The following is a 19809-nucleotide window of genomic DNA, read 5'->3' as shown; positions in this document are numbered from 1 at the left end:
GTTTATTTTTTATAAAAACTTCTTTTTTTTGATGGGAGAGAGCATCTGCGGTGCATAGAAGCGGTTAGTACTTATCTTGATCCCCTCTTATGTTAAAACACAAACAGCAAATAAGCATAAGCCTTTTTATCTTTTCATGACCTTTTATTAGCTTTAGAACACTAACTATATCAATCTATAAGGAGTGTCTATTATGCGTATTGGTACGAATGTTTTAAGTATGAATGCTAGGCAGTCGTTGTATGAGAATGAAAAGCGTATGAATGTTGTAATGGAGCATTTGGCGACTGGTAAGAAGTTAAACCATGCTTCTGATAATCCCGCTAATGTTGCAATTGTGACTCGTATGCATGCGAGAGCAAGTGGTATGCGCGTGGCGATTCGTAATAATGAGGATGCGATATCGATGCTTCGCACGGCCGAAGCTGCCCTTCAAACTGTGACGAATATTTTACAGCGTATGCGTGATTTGGCCGTTCAATCCTCAAACGGTACAAATTCAAATAAAAACTGTCATTCGCTGAATAAAGAGTTTCAGTCTTTAACAGAAAAAAATTGGCTATATTGGCGAGACGACTGAGTTTAATGATTTATCCGTATTTGACAGTCAAAACCGCCCTATTACATTAGACGATATCGGTCATACAATAAATATGATGAAACATATTCCCCCTTCCCCTACACAACATGACATCAAGATTTCAAAAGAACAAGAAGCAAGAGCGGCGATTCTTAAAATTGAAGATGCTTTGCAAAGTGTGTCACTTCATCGTGCCGACCTTGGTGCAATGATAAATCGTTTACAGTTTAATATTGAAAATTTAAATAATCAAAGTATGGCGTTAACAGATGCTGCATCTCTAATTGAAGATGCAGACATGGCGCAGGAGATGAGTGATTTTTTAAAGTTCAAATTATTGACTGAAGTTGCACTTAGTATGGTTTCACAAGCGAACCAAATTCCGCAAATGGTCTCTAAACTACTACAATCATAAAAATTAATCTTCCTTCTTTGGAACGATTCCATACAAAACAAAAGGGAAATACATATAAACTATGTATCTCCCTTTTATTTTGTACCCAAATTTTATTACTGTGTTACCGTCATAACTTGTCCGCTACGGTCAACCATTATTTTCATTTTTCCGTCTTGTGCATTATATAGCCCAAGTTTATGTAATTCCATTTTACAATCTTGTACGAAAGTTGGTAATTTACGAATTTGATCGATATCAGAACTTGTAATGAAATGAATTAAAAGCTGCGTCATACCTTTAATATCTTGTACAAGCTCTTCTTTCTCTCGTTTTAGCCTTTCATTTTCTAGTTGTAACGACTGCAATTCATCTTCTAGACTACGTGTGTTCTTTGCTTCTCTAGAACGCCCTGCTGCCATGCTAGAAAGCTTATAAATACCTTCCATAAACTGATGTAGTTCGTCTTCTTTCCTTTCACTACATTGATTAATTGTTTCAAAGTTATCAACAATACCAGATATAACTGTTACAAGATTTTTTTCATCCTCTTTATGCTGGATTTCTTCTTTTAATTCGTACTCGTTTTCTTGTTTTCTTGCAACGATTGTCTCTTTTACTGGTATATATTTTCGCTTTCGTCCTGGTTTTTGTTTTTCAATATTTTCAAACGGTATTTCACGTTTTTTTAATTTATAATACGTATTTTGCAATTGACTTTCTGTTTTTGGAAAAAGATTTAGTTCATTTTTACTTACGTATTTTGAAATATTTAAAATGTTTAAACCGTGACGTTGACAAAATTGATACACTTCATACAGTAGCTCTAGTTCAGACTTCAGCCATGTAATTGCTGATTTTTCATATGCTCGCATCCCGCCATTTTTTTCTATATCTATTTGAAATAATACCATTCTATTATGTAAATCAACTAACTCTTCATACTTTACTTGGAATTCTTTTTCTATTTTTTTAAATTCCGCTTCTAGTTGCATATCGTTCATTTTATTATTTGACATGTTTTGTAAAAGACCTAATACATTAATTGCTGTGTGGTGATACATAATCTGTGCCACTCCCCCTCATCCTTTCACAATTCTCATCTGACTTCCATGTCTTTTAAGAAAATAGCAATTTTTACATATCCATATTATAACAGTTCGAAATTATCTGTCAAATAATAAACATATAAAAATGTATAGAAAGTATAAAAATTTGGAAAATGTTTTTTATTAATATGCAAAATTACATATTAATTACATTTAATTATATTATATGGTATTTTGGATGTTTTTTCACCGAAAAAATTTGCGTTACCACGAAATATTACTAAAATAACAATCGAAAATACGTTTGCTTATATTTTTAAATCAAAAATCTCTAAATGAAGATTATTCACACATACAGCGACAAACACCCAAGAAACCTTTCATTTTTCTACCAGTTTAGAGTATAGAATACTAAAAAGGAATTAGCCATATGTAGCATTGGCTAATTCCTTCCTCTCTCTAACAGAATAGAGTTATAAACCCAGTCTTCAAATCCTCAATCAAAGTCTCACTTCTACTTACCTAAAACTACTTCATACCTCTGAACTCACATCGCATGAGACTCTATTAAGCACTGAAAACTTCCTTACATAAGTAGTTCCTCTATTCCTACTAAATAGAAAAATGTTATACGCCAGCTCTTCTACTTACCTATAACCACTCCATATCTCTGGTCTCAACATCGCATAGGGCTCTATTAAGCACTGACCGCTCAACACTTAGCTAGAGCTTCTATTCCGGCTAAATAGAAGCTTTTAAAGCACTAACTTATCAACTAAACCAATTAGCTCTTGAATATCTGGCTTACTTACTTGAGCATTTGCTCCTACAGCTTCACCTTTATGGAATAATTCATTTGTAATTAATGAAGAGAAAATAATGACTGGTAAACGATTCATTACTTCACTATCCTTAACCACTTTCGTTAAATGATGTCCATCCATTTTTGGCATTTCAATATCCGTAATTAGCAAGTGAATATGCTCAAACATTTTTTCGCCTTGCTCTTTCGCTAATTTTTCAATTTGCGCTAACGCTTCTGCACCATTGCTGAAGAAGTTCATTTTTGTATATCCAGCTGATGATAATGTTTCTTCTAATATTTGGCGAAGCATCGCTGAATCTTCTGCAATGTAAATTACTTTTTCAGCTCGATCTGTTTTTTGTTCTAATCCTGCAATTGATTTATTGTCATAACCAGTGCCGCTAATTTCACATACAATTTTTTCATAATCTAATAGTAAGATGATTTTTCCATCTAGTTTTACAATACCAGATGTCGTTTCTTCTAGTCCCATAGATAATGAAGCTGGTTCATCAATTTGTTCCCACGAAATACGTTGAATACGATGCACTTCATCCACGCGGAAAATAACTTTCATTTGGTTTAATTCTGAGATGATAAATTTCGTTTGATCAAGTGGCTTTGTTGACTTTAAATTAAGAGCCATCGCTAAGTTAATAACAGGTAAAATTTCACCACGTACTTGAACAACACCTTCAACTGCATGATGAGATTCTGGCACAGTTGTAACAGGGAATGGATTAATGATTTCACGTACTTTCATTACATTAATACTAAATAGGTTTTCACCAACAGTGTACGTAACAATCTCTAATTCATTTGTTCCGCTTTCTAATAAAATACTTTGTGCTTGTGACATAAAGGTGTCGCTCCCCTTCCATTAATTCCGTATATCTAATTATTAAGCTTTATAAAAGAGAAAAAGTCAACTACCTATATAAAAAATATAGATAGTCGAACGATTCATTTTATAAAAAAACAATTAATCTTGTATAAACGAAGCAAGTGCCTCTAATAAAACTTCTTGTGCACCTACAATTTCTGTCGGCATTGCTTCCCATTTTTTCGAAAGCTCCGTCTCTACTCTTATTCTCAGCTCAGAATTCATTTCTGCTAGCACATATTCTTTCGTTGCTATATCAACATCAAGTAGCGCGAGTGCATATAATTCCGGGTCATTTATTTTTTCGAATAATCGCTTTAATACTACCGGTGCTATATGTTTTAATTTTTCAATATGAATTTCCTTATCCGAAAATAGTAACTCATATTGAATAAACGTAACATTTTCTTTAATCACTTTAAAATAACAATTATTTTTTTTATCATTCACAAAATAACCGTTTGGATCTGCGATAATACTTTCTACTTTACGAATTAAATCTGGCAAACTATTCGCCGCCATTACAGTTCGCTGCTCAACCTCACTCGGCGAAATGAATGTAACGCGATACTTATTTTGCGCCATCCTCCTCACCTCTCCTTTTATAGAAATTCAGTCTAATCGTATATACAACTACCTTAAATTAACTTAAAACTATTTTATATTACCACTTCTTACACTACCACACTACTCTAGTAACGCTACATATCTCTGGTCTTACACATCGGTCGGGACTCTATTAGGCACTAACCGCTCCAAAACATCGCCAGGTCCTCTCTCAAAACCTAAAAAGTGCTTTTAAGAACCTTTCAATAACTCTATGTTATTAAACCAAAACGCTATCTGCTGATCCGTAATATTTGGCAACATAACAAAAAACTCACGACACTTCATCTCATCCTTAAACAGTTGATACTTCCAAACAGTATCGCTACCAACACTTATGAAATAAAACTCATGGATACGGCCAATGATTGCTTGTTTTTCACCAAATGAATACGGAGGCACTTGCTTAATTTCAAATTGATCTGGTAAATATACATGCTCTTCTCGTTCTATTTTTAATACTTGCTCGGCAAGTTCACGTTTATTTTCGAAAAAAGGCAATTGTAAAATTCGCTCTTGTCTTGTCATACGAATAAAAAACCCTTTCTACTCCATTACATTTTTTCCATGCGATATATATTATCGAATTAAGTTTACAACTTCATTTAATACTTCATCTGAAACTTTAATAACTTTCGCATTTCCTTGGAATCCGCGTTGATATAACATTAAGTCAACGAATTCTACAGATAAATCTACGTTTGCACCTTCTTGTGCACCACCACGTACTTTACCCGCACCGTTTTGACCAGATGTACCAAGAGCTAAAATACCTGTTGTATTCGTTGCTGTATAGTTACCATTACCTGTTTTCATTAGTCCGCCTTCGTTCGGGAACATCGCAACAGCTAATTGACCTGCAGATTTCATACTTCCATCAGAATATTTTACCATTACGTATCCACCGTCAGCAATGAAGCAATCTTTAACCGTCGCTGCAGCTCTACCATCTACGTCTGTTACTGATAATGTTTTATCTGTTGGATGATTTGTTAAATGGCTTAAGTCTAATTTTATAGAACCGCCATCAAATGGAATATTGGCTCCTTGCTCTTTCGGATTTGGATTTCCAACAGCATCAAATGTCATATTACCACCTGCACCTGGAACATCTTTAAACTCTGTTTCTTTTTTCGAGTCATTGCGCATTTGTACTTTATATGTATAGTTATGTTCACTCGTTTGTTTAAACTCTACACGCATTGTCCATGTATTCCCCGCATTATCATATACAGGTAAATCTTGTGTAATTTGTTTTTCACCAGTTGGAATATTCCCTTTAATTGTCCCTTTCGATGTTCGAATACCACCAATTGCTGTTCCCATTGGAATTTGCAACGGTCCTGGAATTCCAGATAAATCAACTTCACCAGTTGCCTCATTTGCAGGGTAGGCAAATACGTATTGACCTTCAGTATTCGTAATATAGTAATCTGAAGATATCCCAAACGTACCTTTACGAGTAAATTCCATATTTCCGCCTTTTGAATCACCTACAACGAAGAAACCATTACCTTCCATTGCTGCTTGTGTTTTGCCACCTGTTAACGTAATTGTACCATCACTATAATCCGTAACCGTACCACTCATTTTCACACCGTTACCAATACTTTTCGGATTCGTTCCTGCGTATTTACCGTCACCTTTTGCACCAATCGAATTATTATATAGTAAATCATCAAACATTGCTTTTTGTTTTTTATAACCTACTGTTTGTGCATTGGCAATATTATTTGAAGTTACACTTAATGCATTTTGTGTTGCATTCATCCCTGTAATACTTGTATATAACGCTTTAATCATAACGTATGGACACTCCTTATGAATTTGTAGTTTTTACTTCTTCAGTTACTTTTTGATCGTCTTTCTTTGCGTCTTCTGGATTCGTTTCCCCAATCGGTTTATCAGACACTCTCTCAACGAAACGAAGAGAGACAACTTTATTATTAATAACGAGCTGTACATCGTTATTTTCCGCAAGACGAACCGTTTCTACTTGACCGGTTACTTTGTTTCCGTCACCGTCAACACCTCTTACGTATTTCCCTAAAAACTTCATTCCACCATCAAGTGCTGTTGAATACATCGTTGATTGCAGCTTATCTACTGCTTTCGTCATATTCTGTACTTGTTCCATAAGAGATAACTGCGCTGTCTGATTCATCATTTGATTCATATCCATCGCATTAAATGGATCTTGATGTTGGAAACTTGATAAAAACAATTTTAAGAAATCATCTTTCCCCATTACCCCAGGAGTCTTTTGCGCTCCTGCTGAAACTCCATTACTTTGTTGCACTGGCGATTGTACACCATTAACAGGTACATTACTTTTTTGCGCTCCTGCTTGTAACGGAATATGATTTGTACTCGTTGTATTTAATCCAACTGTTGGCACGCTTTATTCCTCCAATAATCCCGCAAATTCTGTTGATTGTTGTTTTTCATGATTTGTATTTGCTAATTTCTGTTTTTGCCTTTGGTCTTGTTCTCGCTGTTCTTTGCGATTTTCATCTTTATCTGAATAGCTAATTTGAATATTGATTTCTTTTTCTTTTAACTTTAATCTCAATTCATCAAAAATGATTTCAACACGTTTTTTCGCATCGTGTTTTTCCATTTCTACGTGAACGTCAATTTGATCTCCGTGTTTTTTCATAAACACTGTTAATGTACCAAGTTTTTCTGGATTTAACTGGAATAAAACACGTTCTTGTTTCACTACAAATTTTTGCAACGCTTCTACTTGCGCTTCCATTTTCTTTCCTAAGTCAGGTAATGAAACTTTCTCAGCACCACTATTTGATTTCCCTACTTGTTCGGTACTCGTCGTTTTATTTAATAATTCTGCACCTGCAGAGCTCGAATCGTTTAATGTATCAACTTCTGGCAACTCTATCTTTGCATCATCGCTCTCAGCTTTCGGAAGATCTACGTCTTTAAACTCTTCTTGTTTCTTTGCAATATTACAAGTTTCTGTTTCTACAGCCTTCAATGCTTGCATCGCTTGCTCTGGCATCTTCATTTTGTCTAATACCATTTGCATTGTATCTTCTAAACATATAGCATTTTTGATATTCATATTTGAAAGAAGTTCTTGTAATTGTTGTAATTCAGCTGCAGGTAATTCATTAAGTTTAATATTGCCATATTCTTTATATAGCTCTTGTATTTTTTGTATGTATTGATATAACAATTCCGGCTGCACATGTAATTGCTCAATTGCAACCATTTGCTCAGATACAGCTAATAACAACTGTTCTGTCTCTTTTTTTTCTTCTTTCTTTACAATAGGTTCTTCTTCCGTTACCGATTTTTTAGAAAGAATATAATCTTTTCTCTCTTCTTTTGGTGCTTCTTCTCGTTTCGTTTTCTCCGTTTGCGGCTGTTTTTTATTTTCCATTCTCATCGTACGATCGAATGAAGAATCTTCATTTTTTGATTGTACTTCTAGCCCTTTTTCTTTTTGCGGAGGTAAACTTTGTTGCACCGGTAATACAGACTGTATCACTACATTCACCTCATCCATTCATACACATTTTCAAATCCAGAAGCATTTTTTCTTCCAGCTTTTCTTGTGCTTTCGCAAGCTTTTTGCAATCTTCTTGATACATCTCATCAATGACACGTTCTTTTTCTTTTACTTGCTCTAAAAGACTTTCATTTTTTTGAATAAAACCTTCCGTTTTTTTAATTTTCCGATTCCATTCTTCTATTCTTTCAGGTGAAAACGTATGTGAAGAAAGCATACCAGCCATAATACGTTGCCCAGTTTGTACGACTTTACTACGCGATTTCACAACATATAAATCATATTCTTTTTTTTGTTCTATTTTTCTTTTTTCAGCTGTTAATTCATACACTTCTTTTAAAATATGTTCTTTTTCTTGATTTATTTGCAATTTTATTGTGTCGTACTGCTGTTTATCCACCTGTTTTCATAACCCCTTTCTATTATAACGTTCTCTTTTTCTATTATATAGTTTTTTTCCAAAAAAATCTGTGAAATATTAAAAAACAAAAAAAATAAGACCTCTTATGCAGAGGCCTTATACTATATGCTGTATCGCTTCAACGATATCATCAAATTGGAAACTATCCGATCGACCTTGCTTTAAAAATGTATTTATGCCTTCTACTTTATTTTTACATTCAAAAATATAAGCATTTTCTTCATTTTCTTGAATCGTTCCTAGCTTAAAATACAATTCATTTTCTTTATAAATTGATAAAATCTTTCTCATTTCATTTGCAAGTTGCCAATGATGTGGCGAAACAATTTCTTCCATAATCCTACTTACTGAATCTAATACTGAAATTGCAGGATAATGACTAAGCGTTGCAAGCTCACGCTTTAATACGATATGTCCATCTAAAATACCACGTGCTAAATCTGGTACAGGACCATTTAAATCGTCCCCATCAACAAGCACCGTATAAATACCTGTTATAGATCCCTTTTGTGTTTTTCCGGAACGCTCTAACAACTTCTTCATATAACTTTCCATTAACAGTGTTTTACCACCAATCGGTAACTCTTTAACAGCAATATCAACACTTCTTCGTGCATCGGCAAAACGAGTAACAGAGTCCATCATAAGTAATACGTTATTACCTTGATCACGGAAGTATTCAGCAATAGACGTTGCGAGTTTCGCTGCACGAAGTTGCATAAGATGACTTTCATCTGACGTCGCTACAACAACGACGCTTTTTCGCATACCTTCCTCGCCTAACTCTTTTCGAATAAAGTCTTTTACTTCCCGGCCACGTTCCCCTACTAAACTAATAACGTTTATATCAGCTTTTGCATTTTTTGCTATCATTCCAAGTAAAGTTGATTTACCAACACCTGACCCAGCAAAAATACCAATCTTTTGACCGATACCAATTGTTAGCATAGAATCAATTGATTTTATTCCTGTTTCAAATACATCGGTAATCTCTTCACGTTCAAATGCATGTATAGGTGGTGCATCTAGTTTTATTTTCTGTAATGGAATGTTTTCAGCTTCCTCATTTAACACTTCACCATTTGCACTTAACACTTTTCCGAGCAAGTGATTACCACGTGGTACAACAACATCTTCTGAAACTAATGTCACTGAATCTCCATAACATACTTTTTCTGTCTGTTCAAATGGAAGTAGCATATTATTTTCCTTTTCAATGGCAATCACTTCACATAAGACGTTATGTTCTCCAACGAAGCAAACATCACCAATCTTCGCTTTCGGCCCTTTTGCTACGAAAAACTGTTCTTGTACACTATGAACTTTGCCTACTTTCGTATACAGCGGTGTTTCAATGAACTTATTCCATTTTTCGTTCTCATTCATTAACAGGCGGCTCATACATTTTGCTCCTCAAATAACTTCTCTTCTTCCCATTTCTGACGAAGTTTCGCAAATATAGGTGCAAATTTAAATTCAAAGAACTCTTTCTCTTCTTCCAGAACAAATTCACCAAACTGCAGGGAGAAATCATATTTCCATTCTACTAATTGTAGTAACCAATATTCTTTCGTATTTTCCTTCTCTTCTTGAATACGTTCAAACGTTTCTGGATGTACTGTAATGATTAATTTTTCAAACGAAGTTGGCAATGTTTGCACGATGCCAGTTAAAATAGGTAACACATCAAGCAATCGTGAATCTACCGCTTGATTCACGATTTTTTCTGCTAGATGAAAAGATTGATACCATAATAACTCTGTCCATTCATATGCTGTTTCTTGTTGTTCTTTTTGAAATTGCACACGCGCTGCTTCCATCTGTTCCATTTGCTCATGAATATGCATTTGAAATTGTTCTTTATCTTGTAATAACTGCTGCCGCTCTCGTTCTAGCATTTGCTTTTCTTGCCTTAGCTGATTCATTTCCATATGTAACGATTCTTGCTGGGCGCGAAGTTCTGCATGATCAGCTTGTAATTCTTCCTCTTCTATTTGAACTGAAGCTGGTTTTGGAAATTGTAATTCATACGTTTCTTCAGAAAAAGAAACAGAATTCTTCGGAATTCTGTTTTTAAATAAGGACATCCTCTTCACCTCTTTGAACGATAATTCTTCCTTCTTTCTCTAGCTTTTTCACTGTACCAGTGATCGTTTGCTGCGCTTTTTCAGCATCCGTCATCTTAAGCGGTCCTAAGCCATCTAATTCTTCTAGAATCATCTCTTTACGGTTTGAAGACATACATGTAAATAATTTCTCTTTAATTTCTTCTTTTGCAATTTTAAGTGCTTTCGCAAGAACACCGTTATCTGTAATTTCTTCTAATACCCGGCGAAGCGCAAGATCTTCAAGACCAAGTAAGTCTTCAAAGACAAACATATTTTCTTTAATTTTCTCAGATAACTCATAATCGACTTCATCCAGCTTTTGAAAGACTGTTTTTTCAACACCTCGTGAAACATTATTTAAAATATTTACGATTGTTTTCAAGCCATCAGTTTTATTAATTGCACTAAATGCCATATTATTTAATTTCGATTTTAACAACTCACCAATTTGATTAATTAATTCACCATCAACTTGTTCTAGTTTCGCTATACCCATTACCGTTTCAACGCGCTTATGATCTGGCAATCTCTCAATTAATTGAGACGCAAGTTGCGGTTTAATATAAGAAGCGATAATTGCAATTGTTTGTGGTGACTCATCATTAAGCACTGTAAGAAGTGGCTCTAAATCTGTAAGTGAATTTAAGAACTCAAACGGATTATCTTTGTTATACCAAAGATCTTCCAATAATTTTTCTAGTTCGTCTTCTGGCATGTTTTTAAATATGCGACGAATGTATTCTTTATCTGGAGTGACTAAGTTCAATTCTTTTACATTTAGTTCATATAAGAACTCTCCTAGTACATTTTCTAACGTTTCTGGTTTGTATACACGAAACTTTGCGATTTCACGAAGTAATACTTCTTTTTCCTCAGCTGTCATATATTCAATGACTTTTGCTGCCACCCCTTCGTCTAATGTACGAATGAGGATGGCAGCTTTTTCTTTGGAGGAGATTTCATCTAACATCGTTGTTCCTCCCTTACTGTCCATTTAACCATTTTTTAATTACTTTTGCAGTACCTTCTACATGTTCTTTCGTAGCATCCTGCACTTGTTCATCTAACGTAGGTTCTTTCGGTTCTTCTGGTTCAGGTTTTGGCTCTGGCACTATTTTTTCTTCAGGAATTTCCAAGATACTTTCATTACTTGCAGCAATTTCCTCTTCTGCTAAGTATTCTTCATATTCCTCTTCTTCTTTCTTTCTCTTACGTCTTGCTAATAAGAACCATACTAGACCACCGATTGCTAATAAGCCAGCTGTAATTCCACCGAATAACCACCAGTTCATACCACTTTTTTCTGGCTCTTTCTCTTTTTCAGCTTTCGGCTGATCGAACTGAACAGTTACAACGTTAACTTGACCATTTATAAAGTTACCGTTCGGATCAGCTTGAAGTCCTGCCGCTGTTCCAATCGCTTCTTTAAAAGTTGTCATATCAATTCTACGTTTTACTAGCGTATCATTATCTACCCATACAACAACATTCGTTTTCGTTAATTCTGGGTGTTTCTTAATTGTTTCAACTGTTTTATCTATTTCATAGTTTTCGATTTTGTTACCATTTTTATTATCATAGACAACTTTACCATTTTGATTATTGTTCGTACCGTAATTTGGCACTTCACCGTTAGCTGTAATACCAGCACCTTGCTTCGTATCTGCCCCTTCTTGCGCAGTAGAGCTTTCCTCTTGCTCTTGTTTACTACGAAGTACACCTTTATCACCATACTTTTCTGACTGACGTGTAACTTCATCGTAGTTTACAGATACTTTCGTATTCACTTTATATTCATTCGGTTTAAACATCGTCATTAACGTTGCATCAATATCTTGCTTTAATTTACCTTCAAGTTGGTGCTGCATCTCTACTTCTTTCTCGTAAGAAGAGGAACTACTAGAATGTGCTTCATCTGCTCCTTTTGAGATAACACCTTTTTTACTATCAATAACACTTACTTCTTCTGCCTTCACACCAGGAACTGCTGCACTAATCATTTGCTGTATACCTGCAACTTGATCAGCTGTTAACAATTGGCCACGTTTCACTCCAACTGTAATCGCCGCTGTTCCTTTTGCTTTTTCTTCATCAAAAATTGTCTCTTTTTCAGGCAATGTAATTTGAACATTTGCCGTTTCAACTGTCGCAAAGTTTCTTACAATATCTTGCTCCAATTGCTTCTTCGTACCGACAATTTGCTTCATTTTTTTATCTTGTTCACTTGAACCGAGAGAGCTTTCTAATAAAATTTCCTCACCGCTTTTCGAATTAAACGGTAAGCCCATCCCATTCATTTCTTTTCGAACCCATGGAGCATCATTCTTTTGCACACGAATTGAACCATCGGCCGCTAATTGGTAATCGACACCTAACTTCGATAATTCTGCTGTAATCTCTTGTTTATCTGCATCATTTAAATTTTGATATACAACAACATATTTATCTGGCAAGGTGAAGTATAAAAGTGCTCCTGTTACAATCGCTAAAAGCGCAGCACCAATTACTAACTTATGCCACGTTTTTAACGATTGGATAACATTTTTCATCTTTTCCATTTAAACACACCCGTCCACTTTCCTAAATTTGCATATTAATTAGTGACTTATAATTTTCAATAAGATTATCACGTACGAGAGCAGCCGTTTTCATTTGAGATTCAGCTTTCTTTTGCTGAATTAAAACGTCATGTGTTTCTCCTACCCCTTTAGTTAATAAATCATATACTGCTGTTTGTGCATTGTTTTGCGTTTGATTCATATCTTCCAATAAATCAATAAACTTTTTCCCCTCAACTACAGATGTTTGAGCAGTTTTCGGTGCACCAATTGACTGAATTGCTCCAAATGGTTGTGTATGTAACATTGGTTGAATTTTCATATTACTATCTTCCCCCTTATCCTCGGCCGATTTCTAAATCTTTATCAAGCATTTTTTTATTCGCATTTAATACACTCGTATTCGCTTCATACATTTTTTGAGCAACCATTACATTCGTCATTTCAGCAGTTACATCAATATTGGGATAACGTACATATCCTTCTTCATTTGCGTGCGGATGCGTCGGATCATACACTAAATTTTCCGTTTTGTCTGCTTCTATACTTTTTATTTTTACTCCGTTAGTAGGAGCCCCATCTAGCATACTTGCAAAACTATTATTTGATTCTAGCACCACACTACGACGCTCATATAAATCTGCCCCCGGAGCCGCCGTCGTATTTGCATTTACAATATTGTTAGAAGTAACTTCCATCCACTTTCTCGCTGTCGTTAGTCCTGAGCCACTTGCATTAATTGCCTGAAACATCCGTTGTCTCTCCTTCTACTTTTAACGTCCGCGTGCCGCTTGGTTAATTGCATATTGTGTATTAATTGCGTTAATTGAAATACCGTATAACTGATTTGCTTTCATTAAATCTAGCATTTCTGTCGTTACATCCACACTATTTCCGTCTTTATTCGTTTGCATTGATTTTGTTTGAATCTTTGCATATGTATTTTTCGTATTTACTGTCGGCAAGTGCCTTTCATTCGTTTGATATAAATCTGGATTACTCTTTAAATCAGCCGCATTGTTTTTATATAATGCACTACTTTTATTCATCTGCTCAGCAAATGTTACATCTTGTGCTTTATAGCCAGGTGTATTCGCATTTGCAATATTACTAGAAACAGTATTTCGTTTCGTCACTAAATAATTCATATAATGGCTTACATCACTCACTAAATCTGGCATATTCCACACCCTTCCTTTTCTAACGTAATGATCCACTGATAGAAGTTTCACTTCATTATTTATTTTCTTATATGCGTTTATTAAAATATTTACTATTATGTACCCTTACATATTTTATTCCATTTTTTCATTGTTGTCTTTAGAAAAATACAAAAATATAAAAAAAGAATGCAAAAAACTGTATACACATAGTAATCTATAGAACATTTCAATATATAAACTATAAACTAAAGTCCATTTTTCTATTATTTAGATTACTATTATTTTTTCATCACAGTCATAAAATGAAACCTCAATCAGCGGAGTTCTTTATGTAAACGAAGGAATAGACCCCCTTTTAAAAGGGGAATCTGTTTCCAAACGTTATTATTAATATTTACCGTAAAATGAATTAGCCTTCATTCGCCCATCATTTGTCATAATCATTTCTTCCAAAATCTTTTGCTTATCTCGAATATGTTGAGCTGCCTTAATAATGAATGGGCTTACCTCCGCCGCAACTTGCGCACGCGTTTCTTCATCCAATGTCATCATCCAGCGATTTAACATCTCACTCTTCTCAGCAAACTCCCTGTCTGACACTTGCAATTCACCGATTTCATTAAAACAGCTGACAAACGTCCGATAAATATCATTGTTCATTTTCAAGTGCTCCGCGGTAACCGTCTATTAAATCTTGTAACACTTTCACAATTGCATCAATATCTTTCGCCTCACGCGTTACTTTCATCGTTTGAATTTGAATGCTAATCCAATCATATAAACCATAGAGACTATCATATAAATCTTTCGTAATCTCAGGATTTAATTGAAGCTTTAGTTCTTCAAAAATACGTTCTAATTTTTCAAGAAGTGCGTCCCCTTCTTGTAGTTTAAAAGTATGTAAAAGTTCTTCTAAATTACGAAACTCTACAATACATCTTTCATAAATAAAAATTGTATTTTTAATCGGATTACTCGTCATAATATCATTTTGCATATAACGTTGCCATGCTTGCATACGATCACTTCCTCAACTTTCATTAATCATCACTTTTTTGTTTTGTCATTGCTTTAATTGTTTTTAGTTGGCTATCAAGCGCCGCCAATGTACTCTCTAGCTTTTGATACTTCTTCACAATTTCATCTTGTTTTTGCAGGTTTTGCGTTTCAATATCTTTAATCTTTTTATCTAAATCACTTACACGTGAATCAATATTTTTTACACGTTCTCCAACTACACCTTTATCACCGAATATTTTATCAAGTGGTTCTTCCATCATTTTTCCTAAACCGTTAGAACTAAAGAAAAATTGCTTCGCTGCATCAGGTTTTTCTTTTAATGCTTGTGTTAATTTTTCATCATTAACTTCCATCGTTCCATCTTGCTTTAATTGAATACCGAATGTGAATAAATAATTACCATCTTGAGAAAATGTTACGACATTGTTCATTGCTTGACGTACGCTTTGCATAATTACCTGCCCTTGGAAAACTCCATCTTTCCCAGCAAAAAGGTCAACTGTAGAAACTGCTTTATTATACTCTGCTACCATCTTTTTAATAATATTGGCTGTGTCTGTTACATTGGAATCACTTACCGTAAATTTTAATTCTACACCTTTTGTTTTTGGATCTGTTGTTGTACCTGCATCTGGTGTCCCTTCTACTTTCGGCTCAGTTACTTTTAATAATTCAATTTTCACGCCCGGAAGAGCCTCAATTGTATTAGTAAAACTTTCAGCTTCAATACCATTAATACTATATTTAGCATTTTGTGCTTCATTGATTGTATTAAGCGCTAGGCCATCCGCATTAGCTAAACCAATATCTTGAAATAGTGTAGATGTGTTCCCCTCAAACTTAATCTGTCCATCTGTTCCCTCTTTTTTCGAGGTCATGAAAATCTTATTTCCAAGTGTATAAGCTGATACACCATAATCTCCATCATTAATCTTATTAATTAAATCTTTATATGTCATATCAGTTGTTACTTTTAATTCTTTACCGCCTAGCTTTAATGTTTCATCTTTAGGAAGCTTCGCATTTATATCTTTAATGTCATTTGAAGCTATTTGATGACGCTGCGCAAGCTGTGTAATAGTCATATTAAAAGTTCCTGCAATCGCCCCACCATCAGCTTTCACATTAATGTAGCCGTCTTGTGTTGTCGTTACTTTTTTCTCATTCCCTTTAAAAGCTGCTAAATCTTTAAACACTTGAGTAAAAGGAGTAAATTGTGTCTTTAAACTTGCATATACTTGTTTATCTTGCGTAAGTTTTTGCTTCTCAGTAGTATACGGTGTTTTCCTCATATCTAACGCTTGCATCTCTAATTCTACTAGGTTAGAAGTATCGATCATATTATTTCCGAGGTTCCAAATTTGTTGTCTACCACCAATACCTGTCATCGTTGTTCCTGCCATTTTTCTCACTCCTTATAGATTACATGTAGTCTAAAATACTTGTTTTACTCATCGTACTAACCGCTTTAAGCGTCGCTTCATACGTTGCATTTATATATGCCAAGTCAGAAATCGCGACCGCTAAATCGACATCCTCAATTTCTTTACGGTTTTCTTGAAGCGCTAAGTTTTGCTCGCTTAAAATTGTTTTAAATGTCTCCATTGTGTTCATTGTTGAACCAACTTCAGTCGTACGATTAATGATTCCATCTAAGTTTTTCTTATTTTCTCCTAATAACGGTTGTAATGCTTTTTGGTCACCTTTTTGCATCGCTTCGCTCATCTGTTTTAACGTTTTTATAACCGGGGATAATAATGTTTCTCCGTTACGGAACGCCTTGAATTCATAACCGTCATTTAGTTGCCAGTTCACATCATTTTTTCCGCCCTGGTATGTACCATCTTCTGTAAATGGTGGCTTCTCTGCACTATCACCACCAAAAATATAACGACCTTGCTCTTTCGTATTCGCTAAATATACAACTTGTTTTAAAATTTGATCAATCTCTGCACCGATGGCTTTCAATTCTTTTTCACCATTTGGCTCATTTAATGCCTGTACTGTTAATTGATCTGCCCTCGTCAAAGATTTCAAAACACCTTGTAAAGTATTTTCAGTTTGTGTTAATACATTTTTCGAATCCGCTATATCCTTTTGCATTTGCTCCATACTTGCCAATGAATGTTGAATCGCAAATGATTTACTCGCTGCAAGTGGATCTTCACTCATAAGAAGATTTTTCTTCCCTGAAGTTACTTGGTTTCTATGGTATTGTTGTTGCACACTCAAATCCATTAACTGATTCTTTGCCCAGTTTGCATTTTGAAATGTAGATACTCTCATTTCTATCTCCTCCTTATATATTTCCAATCAATTATTATCACTTATCGAATAATCGAAAATAGACTATCAAACACTTCATTCATCGTAGTAATAGCTTTAGAGTTTGCGACGAAATATTTTTGGAAGGCCATTAAATTTACCATTTCCTCTTCCATATTTACACCTTCAACGCTCATTTTTTCTTGCTGAATACCTTCTAGTAAGTCGCCATGAATTTTTTGATAACCATTCACTGCACTTTTATCAGATGCAACACGAACTATAAATTGGTCTAATGCTTGTTTATAAGAAAGACCTTCTTTATAATCTCCATCTGTAACTGCTGCTAATTTATTTGCTGTTTCAGCAGACATTTTCATTTTCGAAACATCTTTTTGGAATTCTGGATTTAACTTCATATCTTTCGCATAATCTCCAACGAAGAAATCTTTTCCCATCACTGTATTCACTTGATTTTTCACTGAACTCATTAAATCTTCGAGATTTTTTTTATAATCAACAATCTTTGCTTTCGTATCAATCGCTGATTTTATCGCTCCGCTAGTTACAGAGATTTCTGAACCGTAAATCTCAACTGACATTGGGTCTTTTTCTTTATTTAATTGAAGTGGATATGTATCTTGTCCATTTACTGTTAAAATACCATTCATTCTAACACTCGCAATATTAGGATTCATAGATTCATAAGATACTTCGATGTTTGCATACTTAGACATCTCTGTAACGATGCGATCTCGTTCGTCTAAAAGTTGATTCGGCACTTGTGTACCCGCTTGTCCAATTTTATGATTCGCTTCTGCTAAACTAGCAGCAAGACGATTAAATTCATTAACATGCGCTTCAATATCTTCTGCTGTCTGTGCTTCCACTGTATCTAAGTTTTTCGCAAGACGATTCACTTGACTTGTGAACTTCCCAGTTTCAGAAATTAATGTATCATAGTAGTTTGGTTGCTCTGGATTTTTTGCTACTTCACGAAAGGCATTAAAGAAACCGTCCATTAAACTAGATAATGAATTCTTCCCTGTCGTTCCAACCATAGACTCTACACGTGATAAAGTTGAATTCATGTAGTTATAGTAAGAGAGCTGAGATAATTGATCATTAAACTGCTTCGTCTTAACCTCATCAGTAATACGGTCAACACCTAGCGTTTGTACACCGTAACCAATTCTCTGTTCTGGCGTATGACCATTGCTTGCTCCAACAGATCCGTAATTCACCATTTGACGAACATAACCCGGTGTATGAATGTTAGACAAGTTTTGTTTCGTTGTTTGTAACCCCATTTGAGCCGCTAACATGCCCGATAGCGGTGTATTATAATCAGATAATCTCATAAAGCTTCACTTCTCCTTTACAATAGTTCGTTCATAAAGATTTGCGAATTATTGTTTCGCTCTAAGTTATATTCAGAAACAGAATCCACAATACTTTCTGTAGTTTTTAATAGTACGTTTAAGTAATATTGATTTTTCAAAAGAAGCATTTTTACATTCTCTTCTAATTCAGTTACGTTTTTTTGTAATTCTTCCATTTTTTCAATTTCTTCTTGAGAAAAATACGAAAATAACGCACTTACACGAAATGATTCAACCCCTTGTTCTTTACAGAACTGAACAACCATTTCTTCTAATGAGCTTGATAACCCTTTTAAACCATCAATGTACTGCAATTGCTCTACTTGCAATTTTTGAACTGCATTTACATTTTTATTTTTTAAATTCTCATATATTTGCTCTCCAAGCGCTTGAATATTTTCATACGCTTTTTGAATAATAACGAGTTTTTCATATAATTGTATGTACATATAGCTTCCTTCCTTTTACAAGACTAAATTCACAATTAAACCATGGATTTCTCCAATTTGATTTAACATTTCTAAATGTCCTGTTTTCGTATTAATTAAATTCATAACATCTTCTAATTCATTCAATCCCATTTCTGCCTGTTTCACAATCGTCATTTTCTGTGAATATCCGTAACGCGGGTGACGAGACATGACATCTTTATACTGCAATACATTATCCACGTAAAAATTCAAAAATGATTTTACTGTATTTTTGTATTCCATTACATTATCAAGCGTTAATTCCATTTCAATTTTCTCTTTAATTTCTCCAATATTATCGACAAACGCTTCCATTTGTTCTAGTAATTTATCTTTTTTCGGATCTGCATGCAAATTATCCGAAAATGCAAGTCCTGTTCTGACATTTGCTTCTTTCGGCATTTGAGTAGCAGGCGGTATATGCGATAAAATTGGATTATGCGAGATAGAACGTAGCATATATATCACCTATTTATTTTTTTATTTCTTCCTAAACTTAATCGTAAAATCCAGTTATTTATAATTATACTCTGAACAGTAATATTTTGCAGTTATTTTTTATAAAAGATATGT

22 protein-coding genes and 1 pseudogene are annotated in these 19809 nt (G+C 34.5%); 1 reads left to right on the top strand and 22 read right to left on the bottom strand.

Going from position 1 to position 19809, the window contains the following annotated elements; translation table 11 throughout:
* Positions 1-193: 193 nt before the first annotated feature.
* Positions 194-995, top strand: a pseudogene (locus tag ACTFRY_RS12680) (flagellin N-terminal helical domain-containing protein).
* Between the two features lie 95 nt (positions 996-1090).
* On the opposite strand, the gene ACTFRY_RS12675 reads toward ACTFRY_RS12680, so the two are convergent.
* The 22 genes from ACTFRY_RS12675 to ACTFRY_RS12570 form a co-directional block, all read right to left on the bottom strand.
* On the bottom strand, positions 1091-2038 hold the full coding sequence (locus ACTFRY_RS12675) for a DNA-binding domain-containing protein (RefSeq protein ID WP_025967100.1): 948 nt from the start codon (positions 2036-2038) through the stop codon (positions 1091-1093).
* 740 nt (positions 2039-2778) lie between these two features.
* Complete coding sequence (locus ACTFRY_RS12670) at positions 2779-3687, bottom strand: chemotaxis protein (protein WP_000075943.1); 909 nt, start codon at positions 3685-3687, stop codon at positions 2779-2781.
* Between the two features lie 123 nt (positions 3688-3810).
* Entirely contained in the window at positions 3811-4296 is a 486-nt protein-coding gene (locus tag ACTFRY_RS12665) for a hypothetical protein (RefSeq protein ID WP_000068301.1), read from the bottom strand.
* Between the two features lie 213 nt (positions 4297-4509).
* A complete protein-coding gene (locus ACTFRY_RS12660; RefSeq protein ID WP_000198169.1) occupies positions 4510-4845 on the bottom strand; it encodes a DUF3964 family protein in 336 nt (111 codons plus the stop codon).
* Between the two features lie 51 nt (positions 4846-4896).
* Positions 4897-6120, bottom strand: a complete 1224-nt coding sequence (locus ACTFRY_RS12655) for a flagellar hook protein FlgE (protein ID WP_000588321.1) — start codon at positions 6118-6120, stop codon at positions 4897-4899.
* A 16-nt stretch (positions 6121-6136) separates the two neighbouring features.
* Positions 6137-6715, bottom strand: coding sequence for a flagellar hook assembly protein FlgD (locus ACTFRY_RS12650; protein WP_001143462.1), 579 nt, complete (start codon positions 6713-6715; stop codon positions 6137-6139).
* Positions 6716-6718: 3 nt separating this feature from the next.
* Positions 6719-7828, bottom strand: coding sequence for a flagellar hook-length control protein FliK (locus ACTFRY_RS12645; protein ID WP_136986058.1), 1110 nt, complete (start codon positions 7826-7828; stop codon positions 6719-6721).
* Positions 7829-7838: 10 nt separating this feature from the next.
* Positions 7839-8249: a hypothetical protein gene (locus tag ACTFRY_RS12640; protein WP_000360855.1), complete on the bottom strand. Its 411-nt coding sequence runs from the start codon at positions 8247-8249 to the stop codon at positions 7839-7841.
* Positions 8250-8366: 117 nt separating this feature from the next.
* On the bottom strand, positions 8367-9671 hold the full coding sequence (gene fliI, locus ACTFRY_RS12635; RefSeq protein WP_000088693.1) for a flagellar protein export ATPase FliI: 1305 nt from the start codon (positions 9669-9671) through the stop codon (positions 8367-8369).
* Positions 9668-10357 carry a FliH/SctL family protein gene (locus ACTFRY_RS12630; RefSeq protein WP_069604193.1) on the bottom strand — a complete coding sequence of 230 codons (690 nt, stop codon included), beginning with the start codon at positions 10355-10357 and terminating at the stop codon, positions 9668-9670. The genes fliI and ACTFRY_RS12630 overlap by 4 nt, the downstream gene beginning before the upstream one ends.
* Positions 10344-11348 (bottom strand): flagellar motor switch protein FliG, encoded by a 1005-nt coding sequence (fliG, locus tag ACTFRY_RS12625; protein WP_069604192.1) that lies wholly within the window; start codon positions 11346-11348, stop codon positions 10344-10346. The genes ACTFRY_RS12630 and fliG overlap by 14 nt, the downstream gene beginning before the upstream one ends.
* A gap of 13 nt (positions 11349-11361) precedes the next feature.
* Positions 11362-12936, bottom strand: a complete 1575-nt coding sequence (locus tag ACTFRY_RS12620) for a flagellar M-ring protein FliF C-terminal domain-containing protein (RefSeq protein WP_053514213.1) — start codon at positions 12934-12936, stop codon at positions 11362-11364.
* 22 nt (positions 12937-12958) lie between these two features.
* Positions 12959-13258 carry a flagellar hook-basal body complex protein FliE gene (gene fliE, locus ACTFRY_RS12615; RefSeq protein ID WP_098529091.1) on the bottom strand — a complete coding sequence of 100 codons (300 nt, stop codon included), beginning with the start codon at positions 13256-13258 and terminating at the stop codon, positions 12959-12961.
* A gap of 16 nt (positions 13259-13274) precedes the next feature.
* Positions 13275-13688 carry a flagellar basal body rod protein FlgC gene (gene flgC / locus ACTFRY_RS12610; RefSeq protein ID WP_000484680.1) on the bottom strand — a complete coding sequence of 138 codons (414 nt, stop codon included), beginning with the start codon at positions 13686-13688 and terminating at the stop codon, positions 13275-13277.
* Between the two features lie 21 nt (positions 13689-13709).
* Positions 13710-14168 carry a flagellar basal body rod protein FlgB gene (gene flgB, locus ACTFRY_RS12605; protein ID WP_440032350.1) on the bottom strand — a complete coding sequence of 153 codons (459 nt, stop codon included), beginning with the start codon at positions 14166-14168 and terminating at the stop codon, positions 13710-13712.
* A gap of 318 nt (positions 14169-14486) precedes the next feature.
* Positions 14487-14759, bottom strand: coding sequence for a hypothetical protein (locus ACTFRY_RS12600; protein WP_001058088.1), 273 nt, complete (start codon positions 14757-14759; stop codon positions 14487-14489).
* Complete coding sequence (locus ACTFRY_RS12595) at positions 14749-15117, bottom strand: flagellar export chaperone FliS (RefSeq protein ID WP_001149516.1); 369 nt, start codon at positions 15115-15117, stop codon at positions 14749-14751. Before ACTFRY_RS12595 ends, ACTFRY_RS12600 begins: the two co-directional genes overlap by 11 nt.
* 22 nt (positions 15118-15139) lie before the next feature.
* Positions 15140-16522, bottom strand: a complete 1383-nt coding sequence (locus ACTFRY_RS12590) for a flagellar hook-associated protein 2 (protein WP_069604189.1) — start codon at positions 16520-16522, stop codon at positions 15140-15142.
* A gap of 19 nt (positions 16523-16541) precedes the next feature.
* Positions 16542-17405 (bottom strand): flagellar hook-associated protein 3, encoded by an 864-nt coding sequence (locus tag ACTFRY_RS12585; protein ID WP_098616255.1) that lies wholly within the window; start codon positions 17403-17405, stop codon positions 16542-16544.
* 41 nt (positions 17406-17446) lie between these two features.
* The gene (flgK, locus tag ACTFRY_RS12580; RefSeq protein ID WP_001239714.1) at positions 17447-18745 is read right to left on the bottom strand and encodes a flagellar hook-associated protein FlgK; all 1299 of its coding nucleotides are present in this window, start codon (positions 18743-18745) and stop codon (positions 17447-17449) included.
* Positions 18746-18762: 17 nt separating this feature from the next.
* Positions 18763-19215 (bottom strand): hypothetical protein, encoded by a 453-nt coding sequence (locus ACTFRY_RS12575; RefSeq protein WP_000275885.1) that lies wholly within the window; start codon positions 19213-19215, stop codon positions 18763-18765.
* A 15-nt stretch (positions 19216-19230) separates the two neighbouring features.
* Positions 19231-19695, bottom strand: a complete 465-nt coding sequence (locus ACTFRY_RS12570; RefSeq protein WP_000946323.1) for a YaaR family protein — start codon at positions 19693-19695, stop codon at positions 19231-19233.
* Positions 19696-19809: the final 114 nt, after the last annotated feature.

It is taken from the genome of Bacillus cereus group sp. MYBK195-1 (assembly GCF_051916605.1).
GTDB lineage: Bacteria > Bacillota > Bacilli > Bacillales > Bacillaceae_G > Bacillus_A > Bacillus_A cereus.
Note: the sequence above shows the minus strand (reverse complement) of the source record. Positions and strands in the feature narration are given on the sequence as shown.